Source organism: Mesonia sp. K4-1 (assembly GCF_008017825.1).
Lineage (GTDB): Bacteria > Bacteroidota > Bacteroidia > Flavobacteriales > Flavobacteriaceae > Mesonia.
The window spans coordinates 36021-57390 of the sequence record NZ_VRLS01000040.1 but is presented as its reverse complement, the minus strand read 5'-3'; the positions used below and the strand labels follow the sequence as shown (position 1 = coordinate 57390).

The following is a 21370-nucleotide window of genomic DNA, read 5'->3' as shown; positions in this document are numbered from 1 at the left end:
CAGTGATGATTTCTTGCCGGAATTTTAACTAGTTTATTTTATATTTCAGTAAAACAAAAAACTATGAGATTTCACACTAGAAAATGGATAAAACCACAAGATTTAAATCCTAACGGAACTTTATTTGGAGGACGATTATTAGAATGGATAGATGAAGAAGCGGCCTTATATGCGATCATTCAACTGGAAAACCCTAAAACGGTGACCAAGTTTATGAGTGAGATAGATTTTAAAAGCTCAGCTAAACAAGGTGATATTGTAGAAATAGGTTTGGAGGTAACAAAATTTGGAACTGCATCTCTTACATTAAAATGCGAGGTGAGAAATAAAATGACTCGCGAAACCATTATTAGTATAGAAAAGATCGTCATGGTAAGCTTAGATGAAAATGGAAAAGCAAAACCTCATGGCAAAACCGAAATAGAATATGTAAAGAATAGATTAGAAAGTTAATTTCTTTTCTCTTTACTTTTCTTAATAGTGTTATTAATTCTTTTCTTTTCCTTTGGAGTAAGAGGGGCTACGTCTTCATTATTATTTTCCTTTTGAAGAACGATACTAGCGAAAATTGGAAAATGATCGGAGTGAATATTCCCTCCTTTATCAATTTTATCGATAAGGAAATCTTTAGACATAAATACATGGTCTAGAGGCCACCTTAATAAGATATTGTTAGCATTAAAAGTAGTATAAAATCCTCTTCCAATTCTAGGATCTAATAACTGACTGAGTTGCTGAAACTCTTTGGTAGTTTCAGACCAAGCAACATCATTAAAATCACCCATCACAATTGTTGGTAATTTAGAATCTTTAGCCATTTTTCCAACCATCATCATTTCTCCATCTCTATCGGTAGATTTAGGATTATGCTGTGGCATTGGTGGTGTTGGATGTATTACATATACTTGAATGGTATCTTTAGCATTCAATTTCATCTTGGTAGCAATAGAAGGTATAGAATCTGAGACTAAAAAATTGACTTTAGGGTCTATCAATTCTTTTTTAGAATACATAAGCATTCCATAAGTGTTTGGTAAAGGTTTCTTTAAAGTATATGAAAATTTGTTTTCTAATGATTTTACGGCCTTAGCCCATTTTTTATCCGTTTCTAAAAGAACGATAACATCTGGATCAAAGCTTTTAATTTCAGCTAATAATAAATCAGTTTTCTTGTTGGTCTGTAATACGTTAGCAATAAAAACTTTTAGGTTTTTAGAAGTATCAAAAGAAGATACATTTTTTACTTGATGTCTTGCAAACGGAGTATAAGGGTAAATTTTATAAAACTGAAAAAAGAGACAAGCTCCAATGCTAAAAGCAAATAAGTAATCCTTATAATTTTTTAAATCAAACCGCATAAAATAACATACAAATGCTGTAAATGTCAATATAGTTAATTGAACGTGCGGGTAATCAAACATTCTTATCCACCAATAATTCGCTGTAATTAGAGGGGTAACAGTTAGTAAAACTGCCAATGCTCCAAAAGCGATAAGAAAGTTTTTAAGTTTCACTATGCAGGAAGATATTTTTTGTCTGCGTAGAAAGGTCCGAATGGTAGAATAGAACACAAAACTACAATCATTAATGTTTTAAAAGACCAATTAAGTTTTTCGTACATCCAATAAGCTCCCATTACATATAATACAAAGAGAATACCATGTGCCATTCCTACAATTCTTACCATTTCTGGCATTTCCCAAATGTATTTTAGAGGCATAGCAATAAGTAGCAAAACTAGAAAAGAAATTGCTTCTAATATGCTGATGAGTTTAAAAGCTTTAATTGAATTATCCATGGAGTAAAATTTTATACAAATTTAGGCCATTTGAAGAATACTATAAAGAAATTCTATCTGGATTATTATATTAATAATATTCTTTTCAATTTTCCATTTATTTTTAAAATCTTATACCTAAATTGGTTTAAAATTATTTTTAATCTTTTAAAAGCATTCTATTTTTAAAAGAAATCAATGTCTATAATTAGGTGTTTAATTTTAATATTCTGTAAATGAAAATATTAGTTACAGGCGGACTTGGGTTTATAGGTTCGCATACCGTGGTAGAATTGCTTCAAAAAAATTATGAAGTGGTTATCATCGATAACCTTTCTAATTCTAGTATATCTGTATTGGAAGGAATCACTTCTATTACACAAAAATCACCACAATTTTATAAACTAGATTTAAAAGATAAACTAGAATTAAGCGAGTTTTTTGAAGAGCACCAAGACCTTGACGGAATTATTCATTTTGCAGCCTCAAAAGCGGTGGGTGAAAGTGTAGAGAAACCTTTAATGTATTATGAAAATAATATCAATACTCTTGTGTTGGTGTTACAGGAAATGAGAAGAAAAGAGCTTAGCAATTTTATATTTAGCTCGTCTTGTACAGTTTACGGTCAGGCCGATGAGTTACCAATTACAGAAGAAGCTCCTGTAAAAAAAGCAGAATCTCCTTATGGCAATACCAAGCAAATAGGAGAGGAGATTATTCAAGAATATGCAAAGGTTAATTCAGATTTCAGTGGTATTTCTTTGCGTTACTTTAATCCTATTGGAGCTCATGAATCTACACAAATAGGAGAGTTACCTATTGGCGTTCCACAAAACCTTATTCCCTTTATTACTCAAACAGCAGCAGGGAAAAGAAAAGAATTATCAGTATTTGGCGATGATTATCCTACACAAGATGGTACTGCAATAAGAGACTATATTCATGTGGTAGATTTAGCCAAAGCACATATTGTAGCTTTAGAGCGTCTTATTCAGAAAAAGAATAAGAAAAATTATGAGGTCTTTAATTTAGGAACAGGAAAAGGGAACAGTGTTTTAGAAGTGATTCATGCCTTTGAAAAAGTAACCCAACAAAAATTACCTTATAAAATCGTAGACAGAAGAGAAGGGGATATTATAGCCGCTTACGCCGATACTACTAAGGCAAATAATGATTTGGGCTGGAAAGCAGAATTGGGGATAGAAGAAGCTTTAAAAAGCGCTTGGGAATGGCAACTTAAACAAGATTAGTCACAATCAAATAAGGAATTGAGTACAGGAAAACTGTAAGCGTTGGAGAAATCATAATGCCACCATTCGGTTCTTATAGGGTTAAACCCGAATTTTTTCATTCCTTCCCTTAAGAGCTTTCTATTTTGAAGTACCACTTCAGGTAGATTAAAATTATCTTGATGAGCTTCTTTTCCGAAGAAATCATACGTAGTTCCCATATCTAATTCACAATCGTCAAAATCGACCAAAGTTAGATCTACAGCTGCAGCTCTGTTATGAACCGATTTATTTTTGTATGGATTTGCTACATACATAGCGTTAGGAAAAATATCCCACATCACTTTTTGTGCAGAAAGGGGTCTGTAACAATCAAACAACTTAATTTGATAACCAAATTCACAAAAATAGTTATTAGCAGCAATTAAAGCATCGGCTACTTTTGGAAGTAACAAGCATTTTGAGCAGTCATATATTTTCTTCTCTAGAAAATTATCTTCGGTAGCGTATTTAATATCGAACGTAAAATCTTTAGATACTTCTTCTAGATTAGTTAAATGAGCTATTTCTTGAGCTTGAGAATAACCCTTGTAATTCAGTAAAAAAAATAAAATTAGATACCACTTATACATACATACGTGCTCAATTATTAATTTAAGATATAAAAAAAAGAGGAGCTTTTATAAAAAACTCCTCTTTAAGACTAGATAAAATCGAGTAAATTTTTAGAACTCATACTCATTTAAAGCTCTATTGTATTCTCTTATTTCTTCAATATTGTGTTTGTTTTCGCTGTCTTTAATTAAATTGATAAGGTACATTAAACTCTCATCGGCATTAAATTCACTTTTCACTATTTCTTCTTCATCTTCAATAGGATCATCTTCAGGAATAGGAATATCAAATGTATAGTGCTCCTCTATATGCTCGGTAGTAAGTCTAAGTGCCTTTGCAATAACAGGTCTTTTTTCTTCTACGGCATAAGGTCTTAATTCCTTAAGATCGGCAACAAGAGTATTGGTGATGATTCCAGCATGTTCTAAATCATCAAGTATTTTCTTTATAATTTTTTGGGCCTTCGAGTTATTCAAAATGGACGGGTTTAATTATTTGACATTACTGCAAAAATAATTTTTTCAATCCTAAATATACCTACATATTTTAAAAAATTTCATTAGAAAACAATTATATACAAAACGCCGTTAGTTCTAATATTTTTAAAGGATTGACGCACAAGCCGATAAAATTATTTATCTATTTTATGCTAAATAATTTCAATAAACCTTTAAAACTGCGTAATTTTGCAGGGTTTTATAAGAAAAATAAGAAGGAGGAAATTAGCTTTATGAGAGAGAAAATAGTTGAAAAAGAATTATATGACTATCAAGAAAGAGATTTACAAAAAATCTTTACCTATTTAAACGACGCACCAGATAATTTTAATTTGTTGTATCAATTGCCTACTGGAGGAGGAAAGACAGTAGTTTTCTCTGAAATTGTGAGAAGGTATATTGAGCAGACCAACAAAAAAGTAGTGATCTTAACCCACCGAATTGAATTGTGTAAGCAAACTTCTAAAATGCTTAACGGATTTGGTGTACGCAACAAAATTATCAATAGTAAGGTAAAAGAGTTGCCAGATCAAGATGAATATCAATGTTTTGTTGCGATGGTAGAAACCCTTAATAACCGTCTTAACGATGAAAAGCTAGAGGTAGATAATGTAGGTTTGGTGATTATTGATGAAGCTCATTACAACTCATTTACAAAATTATTTAAATACTTTGAAGATTCTTTTATCCTTGGGGTAACCGCGACTCCTTTAAGTTCTAATATTAAGTTACCTATGAAAGATAACTATAAAGAACTTATTGTAGGAAACTCTATTCCTTCACTTATAGAAAAAGGTTTTCTCGCTAAAGCGGAAACCTATAGCTATGATGTGGGATTAACCTCTTTACAAGTAGGAATTAACGGAGATTATACTGTAAAATCTTCTGAAGACTTGTATACCAATATGTCTATGCAAGAAAAGTTGGTACAAGCTTATGAAGAGCGTTGTAAAGGTAAGAAAACACTTATTTTTAATAACGGTATTAATACTTCTTGGTACGTTTACCAGACTTTTAAAGATGCAGGTTATGAAGTAAGGCACTTAGATAATACGCACAGTAAAAAGGAGAGAAAAGAAATTTTAAAATGGTTTAAGCATAAGCCTGATGCTATTTTAACTTCAGTAAGTATATTAACCACAGGTTTTGATGAACCTACAGTTGAAAATATTATTCTTAACCGCGCCACCAAATCATTAACCCTTTATTACCAAATGATCGGTCGTGGATCGAGAAAACTGCCTCATAAAGACATCTTTAATGTAATTGATTTAGGAAATAATGCCGCTCGTTTTGGAATGTGGGATGCTCCTGTAGATTGGCAGCAAATCTTCAAGAATCCAGATTATTTCTTAGAAAATATTACGGGTGATGAGGAAATTGAGCGAGAATTTAAATACAAAATGCCTGAAGAGGTGAGAGAACTCTTCAAAAATTCTGAAAATATAGAATTCGATATTAAGAAAGCTTACAATGAAGCAGTTAATAACGGACAAAAATCTAAGGCTGTATTAGAAGAATCTGTGAATCAACATGCGCAAATGTGTGCTGAAAACAGTGAAGATGTTTTTGATGCAAGAATCCTAGCTAGAGAGTTAAAAGATGATATTAGAGATCGTGTAAAGAGATATTCTTACTGTATCATCAATAATACTAAAAACTACCGAGATTGGTTATTTGAAGACTATAATCGAAAATTACGATCTAGAATTAACGATCTATTTCAAGAGTAGAGAAATTGATAAAATAAAAAGCCCGATGTGAAAAATTCACATCGGGCTTTTTTTATTTTATAGAAGGAAACGTTTTAATTTAACGCTCCAAAGATCATAATTCCGTAAAGTAAGAAACGTACAAATCTTAGTAACCCAAATAAAAGGTAGCTTTTAAATGGAAACTTAATGACTCCCGCGGCAATACTAGAGATTGCAAAAGGAATTGGTAGAAGAGCTCCTACCACAATTAAAAAACCACCCCATTTACGCATATTTTTAATGTGTTTTGCCATTTTTACTTCTAGGTACACAAAAACAGAAGGAATACTTGCAATTCCTCTCCCGGCAAAATAAGAGACAATTCCTCCAAAATAAGAAAGAAAAGCAATGGCGGTAAGGTATAAATTAGGATGAGCAGACTTTCCAGACCAAGCGATAAATATCTCTGGCGGAATAAGTCCCAAAATCGATTCTGAGGCAAAAAATACCGCTAAAACACCAATGGGATGAAAATTATCGGTTACATACGTCAGAATATCGTTAATATCAATAACAAAGAAATGTACACAAATTAGAGCTATGATAAATAGAATTATGGGTAATGCTGCTTTTATTAAACTCTTACCTACAAATGAATAGAATCCCGTATACGAGTAATATTGGTGAAGTAATTTCCACCTAGGTTTTTTATTTGAATTATTTTTTTGTGTCATCTTTAGTATTAAAAGCTGCAAATGTAATAGCTTCTACAGCGGTTTACAAGTCTATTTGAGTAAGAATTAGTATTTCTTTTTTATAAGCTTCAGGCATCTTTATCTGATGTTTGAGAGGTTTCTTCATTTTTTAAAGAGACTTGAAAATTCTTCCCAGAAGGAAGTTCAAAAATCTCTAAATTAAAATAAGGAACAGCAGCTAAAACGTGATCAAAAATATCAGCAATAATATATTCATAATTCTGCCACACTTTATCTTTACTAAAAGCATATATTTCTAACGGGATTCCTTGGGATGTAGGTTCTAACTGCCTAATCATCGTCATCATTTCTTTATTGATCGCCGAATGTTGTTTAAGATAAGTATCTACATACTTTCTAAATACACCAAAATTGGTTTGATTTCTTCCGTTAAGCAAAGTAGATTTCTCTATTTGATTCTCTGTATTGTAATTATTAATTTCAGTTTGACGAGTAGTTAAATAGTCTTTTATTAAGTGAATTTCCTTGAGTTGATCAACTTCAGCCTCCGATAGAAAATGAATGCTTGATGATTTAATTAAAATCGATCTTTTTATTCTTCTACCTCCCGAAACACTCATTCCACGCCAGTTTTTAAAAGAATCGGAAATTAAATAATAAGTGGGAATGGTGGTGATGGTATTATCAAAATTACGCACTTTAACTGAGGCTAGATTGATTTCAATCACATCTCCGTCTGCCGCATATTTTTCCATCGTAATCCAATCGCCTATACGTACAGTATCGTTTACAGAAACTTGTATGCTGGCTACAAAACCTAAAATAGTATCTTTAAAAATAAGTAGTATCACTGCTGAGAGTGCGCCCAAAGCCGTTAGAAAAGTCCAAATATCTTTTCCTGTAATGTGAGAGAAAATGATTAAGAACCCACAAAACCAAGTGAAGATCATAAACACTTGTATGTAACTGTCAATTGGTTTGTCTTTAAAGCTATTAAGCGTTTTAAGAAAATCTCTAAAAGTGAGGATAACACTCCTTATTACCATAATAACAATAATGACCGTAACCACATCAATAAGTATTTTCGCATCGTCACTATAATGTTTAAAATCTATTAATGCTAAAGGCGTAAGCCATCTCACTAAAAACAATGTAAGTAAATGTGAGAAGTGATAAATGGTTTTGTTTTTAAAGAGGAAATCATCAAATTCTGTCTTGGTTCTCTTAGAAAGCTGAACCATGAATTTTCTTAAGATGGTTCTAAGAATAAAATTAAAAACATAGACCACAATAATCAACACCGTAAAATTGATGATTAAATTACCGTACACAGCTAGGGAATCTTGCCATCCCCAATCTTTAAATAGATGATAAAAAGTACGTGTTAATTTTGATGGAGTCATTAATTGCGGTTTTCTACAAAAGTAACGTGGATTCGCAGCTTAAGCAAAAACTTAACGCTATTTTTAGTTTTAAAATACAAAACTATTCTTAAAGGATAAGCTAAGCTTTACGGAACATCTATATTTGCATATCACCCGAAATTATAATTGTGTACAACCTAAAAAAAATTAAGAAAAATGCGGTTCGTTATGTAACCGGATTGGATTTTGCGAAAGGCTATGTTTTAGCCTTAGCTATGGTAGTACCTTTATACCTCACCAATCTTTTTGATTTATTACCTATAGGAGTGGCAATGGCTTTAGGAGTTTTGATGGTTGCACCTAGCGATGTAGCCGGAAATCTAAGACATCGTTTACTAGGAATGCTTTGTGCAGCTCTATTAGGGATTTTAGGAACGCTTTTAGGAGGATATTCTCAAGAATTTCTCTGGCTCAATTTATTGGTGGTTTTTATTTTTGTATTTGCGGTTTCTTTACTTTCCGTGTACGGATTTAGAGCTTCTTTGGTAACTTTTACGGGTTTGATAGCCATCGTATTGTCGTACGCTAATTTAGGCGATATAGCGATTTGGCTACACACTATATACATAGGTTTAGGGAGTCTTTGGTATATAGGACTAAGTTCTCTATTTCTTTATTTGAGGCCTAATAAACATACCGAATTGTTACTGGGTGAAACCGCTAAGCTTACAGGGGATTTTTTAATATTAAGAGGGAAATTACTTTCTAAAAAAAATAATAGAGAGCAACTCAAAGAAGAGCAGTTTAAGTTACAAGTAAGCATCAATGAAAAACATGAAGATTTAAGAGAAGCGCTTTTAAGTTCGAGAAAAGAATCTGGGGTTTCTAATTCTTCCCGTAGAAAACTATTAATTTTTATCGATTTGGTAGACTTGCTAGAATTAGTGGTTGCCCATCCCATCAATTACCAGTACATCGACGAAATAGAGGAGGAGGAGCCTTCGATGATTACCAAGTACCAAGAACTCATTTTTGAAATGAGTCAGCAGTTATTTCATATTTCTGAAGTATTTATAGATAATTCAAAAATAACATCTTCCACTAATGTATCTCAATCTTATAAAGAGATAGAATCCTTTTTACAAGAGGAAAAATCATCTACGCTCAACTCAGATCGATTTTTGTTTTTACAAAATATGTTCGATTTTGAAATGAAACAGATCGAAAAAATCAATTCAATAGAGCGGGTTTTAAAAAATATACACCAAAGAAATAAAATCAAAATTCAGCCAAAAGCTGAAATTCAACAATTTATAACCCCTATAGATTATAGTTTTAGAAACTTAATTCAGCAGCTAAGTTTAAACTCTCCCATTTTTAGACATGCATTAAGATTAGCATTACTAATGATTTTAGGCGTATTAATTGGTTCTTATTTTCAAGTTCAAAACTCTTACTGGATTTTACTCACGCTCATTGTGATTTTAAGACCAAGCTATGGTCTGACCAAGCAAAGATCAAAACACAGAATTATAGGAACTTTTATTGGAGGAGCAGTCGCTTTTATCATCATTTTATTTGTACAGCATCCATTGGTTTATATGATATTAGGTGTAATCTGTTTGATTTTAGCTTTCTCCATGATTCAAAAAAACTATGTAGGTGCAGCGGCATTTATTACGCTCAATGTAGTTTTTATCTATGCGCTTTTACAGCCCAATGTTTTAAATGTGATTCAATACCGTGTCATTGATACTATCATCGGCTCAGGATTGGCATTTTTTGGTAATTTTATTCTTTGGCCTTCGTGGGAGTCCTCTTTTTATAAAAAAAATGTAGTAGATGCTTTAGAAGCTAATATCAACTACCTAAAAGAAATAGATCATTTTTATCATACTAAGGGAAATTTACCCAACAGTTATAAAGTAGCTAGAAAAAAAGCATTTATAGCTATGGGTAATCTAAGTGCAACCTTTCAACGTATGGCACAAGAACCAAAATCTAAGAGAAAAGCATATAGAAGACTTTACAAATACAATGTATTTAATTATACGTTTTTATCTTCTTTGGCTAGTTTGGGTACGTTTATAAGAAACCACAAAACCACCCAAGCTTCTCACTCCTTTGAAACTTATATCAATCATATAGAGAATAATTTAAGACAAACGATTAATAGAATTGAGCACAAAAATCCTCAGCAACAAATTACTTCAACGGAAGATTTAAAAAAGGCTTCTGCTTTTTTAGAAAATGAAACAATTCGATTAAATTCGCAATATTTAAAAAAAGAAAATTTAAAGCATAAAGAAGAGCTACAATCCCATAGAAAGGAAGCTCAACTTATCACAGAGCAGTTAAAATGGCTTTATGAGATTTCTTTAAATTTAAAAAAGATACCAAAAAATAAAAAAACATGAATTCATACTTTAAAAGTCCTCCATTTTTTATCACCCTTATCATCATGGCTTTTGTGACCTTTATGTATTTTAATTTTAAAGATAAATATGTTACAAATTATGATAATCCTTTAGAGGTAGTTATAAAGAAGAAATGGGAGTTACCTAATATCTTAGAAGAGGTTTCGGGTATTGCTCATATAGATGATCAACGAGTAGCATGTGTGCAAGATGAAGAGGGTAAAATCTTTATCTATAATCTAGAAACAAAATCAATAGAAAAAACTGTCAATTTTGGAGAACAAGGCGATTATGAAGGTATTAGCATCGTTGGTACTAATGCTTTTGTAGTAAAAAGCAACGGTACTTTATACGAGGTGAAAAACTTTATAAAACCTGATTTTAAAGTGATTACACATAATAACTTCTTAACTAAAGATTTTGATGTGGAAGGTTTATGCTACGATAAAAAAAATAATAGACTCTTATTAGCTTGTAAAGAAAATGAAGATCATCGAGGTAATTTCAAATCGGTTTACGCATTTAATCTACCGACTAAGGAGTTATTGAAAACACCGGTCTTTAAACTGATGTATGACAATCCTGTTTTTCAGGATTTTGATGATGATAGAGATGAAAAGTTATTTAGAACTTCAGAGATAAAAGTACACCCTACTACTAATGATATTTATATGCTTGACGGAGTTATTCCAAAAATTTTGATCTTAAATGATAAATGGGAAGCTCAAAAGTTACTTGTTTTAGATCCCGATACGTTTCAACAACCAGAAGGTCTAAGTTTTGACTCAAATGGAAAAATGTTTATTTCTAATGAAGGAGATTTACAATCTGCTAATATCTTACAAGTAAGTTTAAATGAAAAAAACACAGGGGGTACAAAGAAAAAAGTAAAGAATTAATCTTCTTTATCTTTTTTCAACCAACCAAAGATTCCTTTTTTCTTTTTCTTCTTTTCGAACTCTTTTTCGTCTTCATTCCCTCCAAATAGGCGTTTAAAAAAGCCATCCTCTTTGCTATCTTCACAATCTAACATTTCTATCACATGAACTGATGGTTTCTCAAATTGTGCGTTGGCAATAGAATTATATTTATTATCGGCGTCAATTTTCTGGTAGTATTTAGCGAAAATAGGTAAAGCAGAATTTGCTCCTTGTCCAATTCCAGTATTGCTAAATCCTATTTGCTGGTTGTCATTTCCTACCCAAGTAAGGGTAACCAATTGAGGTGTAATTCCTACAAACCAACCATCTTTATTGTCTTGCGTAGTTCCTGTTTTCCCTGCAATTTCATTGGTTAAACCATACGTAGAACGCAATCTTGTGGCAGTTCCTTCATTCACTGTAGCCTTTAAAAAATCTAACATTACCTGGCGTGTATCGTCACTATAGGCTTGTTGTTTCTCGTTTCTAGATTGGGGATGTAAATCTTCAAAAGAAGCAATAGTATTTCCATTTTTATCTTCGATTTTCGTAATAAAAATAGGAGAGGAGGGAACACTTTTATTGACAAAGCTTGTATAAGCTTGAGCCATTTCAATGAGTTGAAGGTTAGAAGAACCTAATGCTATAGAGGGAACTTCTTCAATATCACTAGTAATCCCCATAGCGCGCGCTTGTTCAATTACACTTTCTATCCCTGTTTCATACAATACCTTTACTGCAATGGTGTTTACCGAGTTGCTTAACGCCTTTCTTAAGGAGTAATTTAAGTTTTCACTACCTTCGATTGTAGAAGCGTTGGTGGGTTTCCAATCATCCACATCAGTATAGGTAACTGCTTTTAACGGAAAATAAGTGCAAGCTTCCATGCCGTTTTCTAAAGCTGCGGTATAAACAATAGGTTTAAAGGTAGATCCTACTTGGCGCTTGCTTTGTGAAACATGGTCATATTGAAAAAACCTGTAATCAATACCGCCTACATAGGCTAAGACATTTCCGCTCGACGGTTCTAAGGAAACCATTCCTGCATTTAAGAATTTTGAATAGTACTCTAAACTGTCTAAAACAGACATGGATTTAATTTCAGTTTTATCCCACGAGAAAAGTTCAGTTTCTTTCTTCTTACTTAAAGAATCTTCTATCGCTTTCGCGGATAAACCTTGCGAAGCATACTTTTTATAAATTTTAAGCCTCTGCTTGGCGGCGAGAAAAGCCTTTTTACCTTTTAACCATGGAGCACGCTGTCCGTAAGCTTTTTCAAACTGACGTTGTAGATTGCTCATATGCTCTTGCATGGCTTCCTCTGCATAAGTTTGTAACGTATTATCTAAAGTGGTGTAAACTTTTAGACCATCGTGGTAAACATCATAGAATTCGCCATCAGGTTTTTTAAATTTCTTTTGTTGAAGTAAAGTATCTAATTGTTTTTTAATATGTGCTCTAAAATATGGAGCTAAACCTTGGTTGGGAGCATAATATTGATAATCTAATTCTATCTTTTGTTGTTTGGCAAAATTGGCTTCATTTAATGAGAGGTAATCATTTTTAAGCATTTGATTAATCACCACATCTCTTCTTAGTTGAGAACGTTCTGGGAAAAGTCTAGGGTTGTAGCTATGATTGGCTTTTAAAGAACCAATTAAGGTGGCAGATTGAGGTAAATTTAAATGACGAGTTTCTGTATTAAAAAACTTTTGAGCGGCGCTTTCTATACCATAAGTGTTATCGGGAAAGGGAACGGTATTCAGGTAAAGTGTTAATATTTCTTGTTTAGAATAAATATCTTCAATTCGTTGAGCTACAATACTTTCTCTTACTTTATTTACAACAATACTTAAATACCCGTAATCATTTCTACCGTAGAGGTTTTTAGCTAATTGTAGCGTGATGGTGCTTCCACCTCCAGAAGAATCATCAGACATTAAGATGGTTTTAAAAAAGACTCTTAGCAAGCTTTTATTGTCCACACCATCGTGTTCATAAAAACGAGCATCTTCAGTTGCGATTAAAGCATGAAGTAAATGTTTTGGAAAGCTTTCAAACTTTATAGATTGACGATCGTAAATGTAGAATTTCCCAATCAAGTCGGCATTTTTATCTAATACTTGTGTAGCCTGACTTTGTTTTAAGCTAGCGAGTTCTTTTTTTGTGGGTACTTCCCCCCACATTCCCGTATAAATACTGGCGTAAAAAGCAATCAGTAAGACTATAATAGAAAGACTTCCGTAAAGTAAAAATTTCACCCACTTTTTCTTAAAAAAAGATTTGTAACTCATAACTTGGTTTCAATAAGGAGCACAAATTAACGAATAAGTTCTTCGAAGAATACTGATTTTAAAATTTTTATAACGTTTTACTTTGTATAAGGATGGTAAACCAATACTTAAGCATCGAATCTTCTATATCTAGATAAAAGAATAATAAACAAACCATAAGCTGCTAAACCTGCTGCAGCGGTGGCCATTAAAATAGTACCGTAATCAGATTCCTGCAAGAATGAAAAAGCTTCTTTAGTACCTTTAACCTCATTTTTTTTAGAATATAAACCGGCTCGTAAAAAGAAATAAGCAATAATTAAAATTACAAATCCGCGCGCATAAAACCCAAAATACCCCGCATTTTTAGCTGCTTTATGCCACTTTCTATCGCTAATACTAAAACGCTTCATAAATTCTTTTTGATAGGCTTGTTTAATATGGTACCCCGCTTTAATGATTAAGGCTACACCAATGAGTATAAAAAGAATGGTGAAGAGAGTAGGACTTAAACTGCTTAATACACTTTTTCCTCCATCTCCTGAGGATGAACTCCATAAATGCCTAACAGCTAAAAATGAAAAAACTAAATAGATAATTCCACTAAGGAAATACGCCACTCGTTTGATTTTCCCTTTCCAATCATCTTCAATATGTTCAGGGTTTTTAATACTTTGTACAAACCTCCAAATAGCATAACATACCAGTCCGGCAGCGATCACTACCAATAAAGCCATACCAAAAGGCTGTTTTTTTATAAAATCAAATACTTGACTTTTTCCAGAGGTTGAACCTCCCAAATTAAGAGCAGTCATTAAAGTAAGAATGCCGCTTAAAAAGTAAATTAGACCTTTAGAAAACATTCCTAATTTAGCGATAGTTTTGTATTTTTTGTCCATATACTAAGTTGATTATCTTTAATTTGAAATAAATATAGAGTCATCCTAAATAAAAACGAAGTTATTTATAGTAAGATTAACAAGAAGTTATTTTATGCGTTAAAGTGATGTAAAAGCTTTCCAATCCCTTACAATTATACTTACTTCTGTTTATCTTTATTTTTCAAAAAACACAATCATGCAAAACTTAAACAATAAAACAGCACTCATCACGGGTGGAAGTAAAGGAATTGGTTACGGTGTAGCCGAAGCATTAATGAAAGCTGGAGTTAATGTAGCCATAACAAGTAGATCATTAACCAATGCAGAAAGCGCTGCTGCAGAATTAGAAAAAAATAACAACGCAAAGGCTTTGGGTATTAAAGCCGATGTTAGAAATCTAGTAGATCAAGAAGAAGCAGTACGCCATACGATCGAAAAATTCGGTCAGTTAGATTATGTAATTGCCAATGCGGGAATCGGACATTTTGGTAGCATTACCAGTTTAACAGATCACGATTGGAGAGAAACTATTGATACCAATTTAACGGGAGTATTTTATTCCGCGAAAGCGAGTGTTGAAGCTTTGAAAGATACCCAAGGATATTTTATTAGCATTTCTAGTTTGGCAGGAACTAATTTCTTTGCTGGCGGAGCTGCTTATAATGCGAGTAAATTTGGAGTTACTGGTTTTACGCAAGCTATGATGCTCGATTTAAGAAACGACGGGGTAAGTGTCTCTACGATAATGCCAGGATCTGTTTCTACTCATTTTAATGGGCACGATCCACATCAAGAAGAAAGTGATGAAGCTTGGAAGATACAAAAAGAAGACATTGGAGAATTGGTAGTGGACTTGTTTAAAATGAATAAGAGGAGTTTACCTAGTAAAGTAGAAATTAGACCTTCAAGACCTCCACAAAAATAAACTATGGAATCATTACAATTAGGAACGTCTCACCTAAAAGCTTCCCCCATTATTTTTGGGGGGAATGTCTTTGGGTGGACACTCGATGAAAAGGAATCGTTTAGAATTTTAGACGAAATGTTAGATCTCGGAATTACGATGATCGACACGGCCGATGTATATTCTCGTTGGGTAGACGGTAATGAAGGCGGAGAGTCTGAGCGCATCATAGGAAAGTGGTTAAAAGAAAGAAAAAATAGAGATAAAATAACTCTGGCCACTAAGGTAGGCGCCGATATGGGGAAAGGATCTCGCAATATTTCTAAAAATTACATTTTAGATAAGGTAGAAGATTCTTTAAAAAGATTGCAAACCGACTATATAGATTTGTATTTTACCCATTGGGATGATGATAAAACACCAGTAGAGGAAACGTTAGAAGCTTATCAGCAGCTTATAAAAGAGGGAAAAGTGAGAGTGATTGGTGCGTCTAACTTATCGGCGAATCGTCTAAAAGAATCTTTAGACGCTTCCGCGGAAAAAAATCTGCCCAAATATCAAGTTTTTCAACCCGAATATAATTTAATGTCACGAAAGCAATTTGAGGAAGATTTAGCTCCTCTTTGTAAAACTTATGAGTTGGGAGTTACGCCTTACTTTTCTTTAGCAAGCGGCTTTTTAACGGGTAAATACCGAAGTGAGAAAGATATGGAAGATTCTTCTCGAAAGGGTTTCGTAAAAGACTATCTAAATAGGAGAGGATTAGAAATTTTAAATGTATTAGATCAAATTTCTGAAGAACACCAAGTAGATAATGCTGCAGTGGCTTTGCGTTGGTTAATGCAAAAAGATATTGTAACTGCTCCCATCGCAAGTGCTACAAAATCTAAACATCTAGCAAATTTTACAGAGGCAATAGAGATGAAACTTTCTTCTGAGGAAATGGGAAAATTAGATGAAGTTAGTAAAATGTAAACTAAAGCCAATAGCGTTACACTAATAACTATAAGATTAAGTTTTAATCTAAGAAATTTTAAATATTTATGAGATGCTATTGCTTTAGAATCTAAAATTATAAATTAAAAAAGGCTGCTAGATAATTCTAAGCAGCCTTATTCCATAATAAGTAGGTGGTATTTAACCTAAGTATTTTTTAAGAATTTTATTTTTAGATTGATGCTTTAATCTTCTAATTCCTTTTTCTCTAATTTGTCTTACACGTTCTCTACTTAAGTCGAAAGTATCACCAATCTCCTGTAAGGTCATCGCAGGTTGATTTCCTATTCCGTAATTAAGGCGAATAACATCGGCTTCTCTTGTAGAAAGTGTATCTAAAGCTCTATTGATCTCAATGCTTAAAGAATCTTGCATTAAGTTATCATCTGGAGTAGGGGATTCTCCCGAACTTAAAACATCATATAAATTAGAGTCATTTTCTCCTTCTTTAAATGGTGCATCCATAGATAAGTGTCTTCCAGAATTTTTCAATGCTGTTTTCACTTGTCCCGTAGGCATATCTAACTCTTTTGCAATTTCTTCAGCCGAAGGAGGGCGCTGTAAACTTTGTTCTAGGTGAGAAAAAGTTTTATTGATTTTATTGATCACTCCAATTTTATTCAGCGGTAAGCGAACTACACGAGACTGTTCTGCTAAGGCTTGTAAAATAGATTGTCTAATCCACCAAACGGCGTAAGAAATAAATTTAAAACCTCTGGTTTCATCAAAACGTTTTGCAGCTTTTACTAAACCTACATTCCCTTCATTAATTAAATCGGGAAGTTTTAAACCTTGATTTTGATATTGTTTTGCTACCGAAACAACAAACCTTAAATTGGCATTAGTTAGTTTTTCTAATGCGCGTTGGTCACCTTCTCTAATACGTTGTGCTAATTCTACCTCCTCTTCAGCAGTAATTAAATCTACTTTACTGATGTCTTGTAGGTATTTATCTAACGATTTTGATTCACGATTAGTAACCTGTTTGGTAATTTTAAGTTGCCTCATATATCTCTACTTATGTTTGTGATTTCTAATAAGTTTTATTATACGATAAAAAAATCAATAAAACAAATTATTTTCAATATAAATACATTTTATGTTATAATATAAAACGCAGGCTATTAAAAACAATAACCTGCGTTTTAGTCGTAATACTTAGTAAGAAATTACTTGATCTCCATAACTTCTAATTCAAAAGTAAGATCTTTTCCTGCTAATGGGTGATTAGCATCAATGATAATAGACTCTTCTTTAACTTCAGCAACTCTTAGTTGTCTTTCGCTTCCGTCAGGATTTTTAGAAACAAGTCCCATACCTACTTGTGGCTCAATTTCTTGAGGAAGTTGGCTTTTAGGTACTTCTTGAAAAAGCTCTTTTTGTACTTCTCCGTAAGCTTCTGTATGTGGAATTTCAATGGTCTTTTTTTCGTTCACTTGCATATCGATAAGTCCATTTTCAAACCCAGGTATAATTTGTCCCTGTCCGATAGTAAATTCGATAGGCTCTCTTTCTAAAGAACTATCAAATACCTGACCGTCTTGTAACTTTCCTGTGTAATGTACTTTTACCGTGTCGTTCGTTTTAACTTGACTCATAAATTTGTTTTTTACTAATTTATAGATTATTGAAAATGAAGTTTTTAGACTCATCTTCTCTTAAAGCTTGCAAAGCTATGAGAATTCTATTGAATACCAAGATATTACAGCATTAATCCCTAGTCTTTAAAGAAATCTTAACAAAAATTGTAGAAACTGCTTTTAAATCTTTCTCTATATTGTACATAACTAACTAAACAAATAATTTATATGAGTACAGAGACCAATAAAAGTCAAAATCAAGAAGATTATATTCTAAAGGATAATAAAAAAACTAAGTTTGGAGCAGGATTTATCATCGTGGTTCTCATTTTATTGATTACAGCGGTAGTGATTTCTGGAATTTATTTTGAGTGGTTTTAATATAGAAAAACATTCAAAAAAAAAAGGAGCTGAAAAATTCAGCTCCTTTTTTTGGTTAGACTTAGTTGGTTAGTTTTATAAGTTTCTAAGACTCTTCTAGCATAGCTAAAAACTTGTCTAAGTTGGGTAGAATTATAATTCTTGTTCTACGGTTACTTTCACGTCCTTCGGCAGTATCATTTTCGGCAAGAGGAACAAAACTACTTCTACCAGCTGCGATCAATTTTTTACCATCTACTTCAAATTTATCTTGTAATAAACGAACAATAGAGGTAGCTCTTCGTACACTTAAATCCCAGTTATCTTCAATATAAGATTCTTTTTTAAGTGTTTGAGCATCGGTATGTCCTTCTACCATAACTTCCATAGCAGGCTCAGAGTTCACTACTTCAGCAATTCTACCTAATAATTTGTGAGCTTTAGGGCTTACCCAATAGCTACCACTTTTAAATAATAGCTTGTCAGATACGGTAATTTGTACCACCGTTTGGTTGACATCGATCTCAATCCCTTCATCTCCATCAGATAAAGATTTCTTTAAGTTGTGCGATACCGCAAGATCAATAGAATCTCCTAATGTTTTTGCACCTGCTAATAAACTAGGATCTACATTTTTTAGCGTCTTGCGCATAGCTTCTTTGTTCTTATTAGACATAGCAGCAATATTATCTACCATTTCTAATTTTTCATCATTCTCATCTTGTAGAGAGTTGATTTTTGCGTAATAATTAGACACGCGTTCTTCAATTTTCGCATACTTTTCTTCGCAATCTTCTTTGTCCACACGAGTCTTCATCAATACACTCTTAGTGTCGTCTAATTCGGTCTCTAACTCTGTGTATTTCTTTTTCGAAACACAAGACGTCAATAAAGACGCAGAAATTACGGTTAATGTCAATAATCTTTTCATGGTTTTTCTTTATTTTTGGTTACGACAATATTAACCACATGAAATAGGTTTTGTTTTATGAGTGTTCCTATTGTTTTGTTAAAAAGAGTTGAGAAAATCTTAATATTTTGGTTTGATTCTTGTATTACAAATACTTACAATACCTTTATCAGAATAAAAAAAAAGCAAGAAATGATAAAATATATATGTAGCCTTTTGGGAATTTTAGCCTTTTGCGGAATTTCTCACGCCCAATTAGATAATTCTAATACAAGTACTACTGGGGGACGCCTTGGCGGAAATACTATGAATAGCGGAGGCTTTACAAGGTCTACACCCGGACTTAGCAAACCGAATAATTCTTTTTATTCGGGGAGGAAAGACCGACTTACTTCCGATAAGGAAGGCTTAGATATCACCGATCAAGAAGAGTTTTTAGATCCTACTAAAAAGTTTGATCCTAAGTATTTAGCAAAAAAAGAAGGAGATAAGACGCCTGAAGAGTTTAAGAAAAACCAATATTTTGGAGACTTCAAAAACAACGGAAAGTTTGTGAAAATTGTCTGTAGAGACCATATGGCGGTAGATGGTGATATGGTTCAGATTATTGTAAATGATAAAGTACAAGTAGAAAAAATATCGCTTTTAGGTAGTTACACGAATGTATATATAGATCTAGAAGTAGGATTTAATAAAATCGAAATTCTGGCTCTTAATCAAGGTATGTCCGGTCCAAATACGGCAGAGTTTAAAGTATATGACGAGTTAGGCGGACTTATTTCTAAAAACATATGGAATTTAGCGACTGGCTTTAAGGCTTCTATGATCATCGTTAAAGAAAAGGAAGACTAAAACCTCTAAGCTACTTCTGTAAGCTAACTTTATAAAAACTCTTTAGTACTTATCGAGTCTTAGAAATTTATTTTAAATGATGATTCTTTTTTAAGTAGAGTAAAATAAGTAGCGATAAAGCTCCGCAAATAGAAAAACCAATAAATAGAGGTAGAGTACTACTCACCACAAACCTACCTATAAAAGTACTAATAGGTACAGCCATTAATGTAGAGATAAGTCCCGTGATAGCGGCGGCGATTCCTGCAATATGTCCCACAGGTTCCATAGCCAAAGCTCTAATATTTCCGAAAAGAAAACCTATAAAGAAAAATTGAAGGGATATAAATCCTAACAAGATAAAAATATTGGGCTGCGGAGTTCCGTAAAATAACAGAAGGTATATAAGGGAAACACCAAAAAAACCGAGCAGGGAAGCGGTCACTAATTTTTCCATCCCAAAGCGTACCACAAAGGTTGCATTTAAAAAGATTGAAATACCAATGGTGATGGCGAGACCTGCAAATATATAAGGAAACTCATCTTCTAAGCCATATTGATTTTGGAAGATTTGCTGAGAAGCGCTTAGATAAACTAAAAATGAACCCACTACAAACCCCGAAATTAAAGTGAAACCCAAAGTTTTTTTATAGCCTAAAGTTTCTTTAAAACCATCAAGTATTCTGGTAGCGGATAACGGAATTCGCTTTGGCTGAAGTAAGGTTTCTCGTTGTCGTAGAGCAAACCAAAGAGCAATTACTGCACTTATTACTATTTGTACATAAAAAATAACTTCCCATTCATAGTAATCTAAAATAAGCTGTCCCGAAGCTGGAGCAATGATAGGCACCAAAAGAAAAACTACGGTTACAAAAGACATAATACGCGCCATATAATCTCCCTCATATAAATCTCGAATGATAGCCACGACAATAGTACGTGGTGCTGCCAAACCAATACCTTGCAAGATTCTACCGGCTATCATTAACTCTAAACTTTGCGCATTTACACACATAAAGCTAGCAATAGTAAAAAGCACCAAACCAATATATACCGAAGGTTTTCTGCCTAAAGCATCAGATAATGGACCAAATATGAGAGGACCCACCCCTAAACCTAAAAATATCATGGTGATCAATAACTGATTGTCTGCCGCATGTTGAGTGTTGATGTCTTTACCAATCACATCTAAGGCAGGTAATAATGCATCTATAGAAATAGCGGTAACCGACATTAATGCTGCCATTAGCGCAACAAATTCGAATTGGGAAATTTTGGTTTTTGTAAATTGCATTTGGCAAAAATAGGTTTTCCCATCATCATACTTAAGCCAGTATCATAGATTTTAGGCATTTTATCATTCATATTCTGGAAACTAAGTAACTTATATAGGAGATCATGTTAAA

21 protein-coding genes are annotated in these 21370 nt (G+C 33.0%); 9 read left to right on the top strand and 12 right to left on the bottom strand.

All coding sequences use genetic code 11. The features are described from left to right. The first annotated feature begins 63 nt into the window (after positions 1 to 63). Positions 64 to 453, top strand: a complete 390-nt coding sequence (locus FT986_RS06485) for an acyl-CoA thioesterase (RefSeq protein ID WP_147864389.1) — start codon at positions 64 to 66, stop codon at positions 451 to 453. Here FT986_RS06485 and FT986_RS06480 read toward each other — a convergent pair. Beyond that, on the bottom strand, positions 450 to 1514 hold the full coding sequence (locus FT986_RS06480; protein WP_147864388.1) for an endonuclease/exonuclease/phosphatase family protein: 1065 nt from the start codon (positions 1512 to 1514) through the stop codon (positions 450 to 452). The genes FT986_RS06485 and FT986_RS06480 overlap by 4 nt on opposite strands. Continuing rightward, positions 1514 to 1798 carry a DUF3817 domain-containing protein gene (locus FT986_RS06475; protein WP_147864387.1) on the bottom strand — a complete coding sequence of 95 codons (285 nt, stop codon included), beginning with the start codon at positions 1796 to 1798 and terminating at the stop codon, positions 1514 to 1516. The genes FT986_RS06480 and FT986_RS06475 overlap by 1 nt, the downstream gene beginning before the upstream one ends. A 215-nt stretch (positions 1799 to 2013) precedes the next feature. Here FT986_RS06475 and galE point away from each other — a divergent pair, with 215 nt between their 5' ends. Continuing rightward, complete coding sequence (galE, locus tag FT986_RS06470) at positions 2014 to 3027, top strand: UDP-glucose 4-epimerase GalE (protein ID WP_147864386.1); 1014 nt, start codon at positions 2014 to 2016, stop codon at positions 3025 to 3027. On the opposite strand, the gene FT986_RS06465 is transcribed toward galE, so the two are convergent. Both FT986_RS06465 and FT986_RS06460 read right to left on the bottom strand, forming a co-directional pair. Next, entirely contained in the window at positions 3024 to 3638 is a 615-nt protein-coding gene (locus FT986_RS06465; protein WP_147864385.1) for a M15 family metallopeptidase, read from the bottom strand. The two genes, galE and FT986_RS06465, sit on opposite strands and share 4 nt — an antisense overlap. 93 nt (positions 3639 to 3731) lie before the next feature. After that, on the bottom strand, positions 3732 to 4097 hold the full coding sequence (locus FT986_RS06460) for a hypothetical protein (protein WP_147864384.1): 366 nt from the start codon (positions 4095 to 4097) through the stop codon (positions 3732 to 3734). A 254-nt stretch (positions 4098 to 4351) separates the two neighbouring features. Between FT986_RS06460 and FT986_RS06455 the strand changes: the two genes are divergently transcribed. Then, positions 4352 to 5851: a DEAD/DEAH box helicase gene (locus FT986_RS06455; protein ID WP_111540399.1), complete on the top strand. Its 1500-nt coding sequence runs from the start codon at positions 4352 to 4354 to the stop codon at positions 5849 to 5851. Positions 5852 to 5925: 74 nt separating this feature from the next. On the opposite strand, the gene FT986_RS06450 is transcribed toward FT986_RS06455, so the two are convergent. Then, positions 5926 to 6546, bottom strand: coding sequence for a YqaA family protein (locus FT986_RS06450; RefSeq protein ID WP_147864383.1), 621 nt, complete (start codon positions 6544 to 6546; stop codon positions 5926 to 5928). Positions 6547 to 6635: 89 nt separating this feature from the next. Further along, positions 6636 to 7931 carry a mechanosensitive ion channel family protein gene (locus tag FT986_RS06445; RefSeq protein WP_147864382.1) on the bottom strand — a complete coding sequence of 432 codons (1296 nt, stop codon included), beginning with the start codon at positions 7929 to 7931 and terminating at the stop codon, positions 6636 to 6638. A gap of 149 nt (positions 7932 to 8080) precedes the next feature. Here FT986_RS06445 and FT986_RS06440 point away from each other — a divergent pair, with 149 nt between their 5' ends. Together FT986_RS06440 and FT986_RS06435 are read left to right on the top strand one after the other, a co-directional pair. After that, a complete protein-coding gene (locus tag FT986_RS06440) occupies positions 8081 to 10309 on the top strand; it encodes an FUSC family protein (protein WP_147864381.1) in 2229 nt (742 codons plus the stop codon). After that, the gene (locus tag FT986_RS06435; RefSeq protein WP_147864380.1) at positions 10306 to 11208 is read left to right on the top strand and encodes an SdiA-regulated domain-containing protein; all 903 of its coding nucleotides are present in this window, start codon (positions 10306 to 10308) and stop codon (positions 11206 to 11208) included. The genes FT986_RS06440 and FT986_RS06435 overlap by 4 nt, the downstream gene beginning before the upstream one ends. Here FT986_RS06435 and FT986_RS06430 read toward each other — a convergent pair. Both FT986_RS06430 and FT986_RS06425 read right to left on the bottom strand, forming a co-directional pair. After that, complete coding sequence (locus FT986_RS06430) at positions 11205 to 13523, bottom strand: transglycosylase domain-containing protein (RefSeq protein WP_147864379.1); 2319 nt, start codon at positions 13521 to 13523, stop codon at positions 11205 to 11207. The genes FT986_RS06435 and FT986_RS06430 overlap by 4 nt on opposite strands. Positions 13524 to 13630: 107 nt before the next feature. Further along, the gene (locus FT986_RS06425) at positions 13631 to 14401 is read right to left on the bottom strand and encodes a DUF1206 domain-containing protein (RefSeq protein WP_147864378.1); all 771 of its coding nucleotides are present in this window, start codon (positions 14399 to 14401) and stop codon (positions 13631 to 13633) included. A 178-nt stretch (positions 14402 to 14579) separates the two neighbouring features. On the opposite strand from FT986_RS06425, the gene FT986_RS06420 reads away from it, so the two are divergent. Further along, positions 14580 to 15308 carry an SDR family oxidoreductase gene (locus FT986_RS06420; protein ID WP_147864377.1) on the top strand — a complete coding sequence of 243 codons (729 nt, stop codon included), beginning with the start codon at positions 14580 to 14582 and terminating at the stop codon, positions 15306 to 15308. 3 nt (positions 15309 to 15311) lie between these two features. Beyond that, on the top strand, positions 15312 to 16262 hold the full coding sequence (locus FT986_RS06415) for an aldo/keto reductase (protein WP_147864376.1): 951 nt from the start codon (positions 15312 to 15314) through the stop codon (positions 16260 to 16262). A gap of 162 nt (positions 16263 to 16424) precedes the next feature. Here the strand turns inward: FT986_RS06415 and FT986_RS06410 are convergent, their stop codons facing one another. Then, positions 16425 to 17291, bottom strand: a complete 867-nt coding sequence (locus tag FT986_RS06410) for an RNA polymerase sigma factor RpoD/SigA (RefSeq protein ID WP_111540286.1) — start codon at positions 17289 to 17291, stop codon at positions 16425 to 16427. A gap of 161 nt (positions 17292 to 17452) precedes the next feature. After that, positions 17453 to 17881: a peptidylprolyl isomerase gene (locus tag FT986_RS06405; RefSeq protein WP_111540285.1), complete on the bottom strand. Its 429-nt coding sequence runs from the start codon at positions 17879 to 17881 to the stop codon at positions 17453 to 17455. Between the two features lie 210 nt (positions 17882 to 18091). On the opposite strand from FT986_RS06405, the gene FT986_RS15890 reads away from it, so the two are divergent. Then, positions 18092 to 18244 carry a hypothetical protein gene (locus tag FT986_RS15890; protein WP_187248583.1) on the top strand — a complete coding sequence of 51 codons (153 nt, stop codon included), beginning with the start codon at positions 18092 to 18094 and terminating at the stop codon, positions 18242 to 18244. Between the two features lie 85 nt (positions 18245 to 18329). Here FT986_RS15890 and FT986_RS06400 read toward each other — a convergent pair whose 3' ends face one another. Beyond that, complete coding sequence (locus FT986_RS06400) at positions 18330 to 19154, bottom strand: OmpA family protein (RefSeq protein ID WP_147864375.1); 825 nt, start codon at positions 19152 to 19154, stop codon at positions 18330 to 18332. Positions 19155 to 19325: 171 nt separating this feature from the next. On the opposite strand from FT986_RS06400, the gene FT986_RS06395 reads away from it, so the two are divergent. Next, on the top strand, positions 19326 to 19985 hold the full coding sequence (locus FT986_RS06395; protein ID WP_147864374.1) for a hypothetical protein: 660 nt from the start codon (positions 19326 to 19328) through the stop codon (positions 19983 to 19985). 67 nt (positions 19986 to 20052) lie between these two features. Here the strand turns inward: FT986_RS06395 and FT986_RS06390 are convergent, their stop codons facing one another. After that, entirely contained in the window at positions 20053 to 21258 is a 1206-nt protein-coding gene (locus FT986_RS06390; RefSeq protein ID WP_147864373.1) for a multidrug effflux MFS transporter, read from the bottom strand. Positions 21259 to 21370 lie beyond the last annotated feature (112 nt).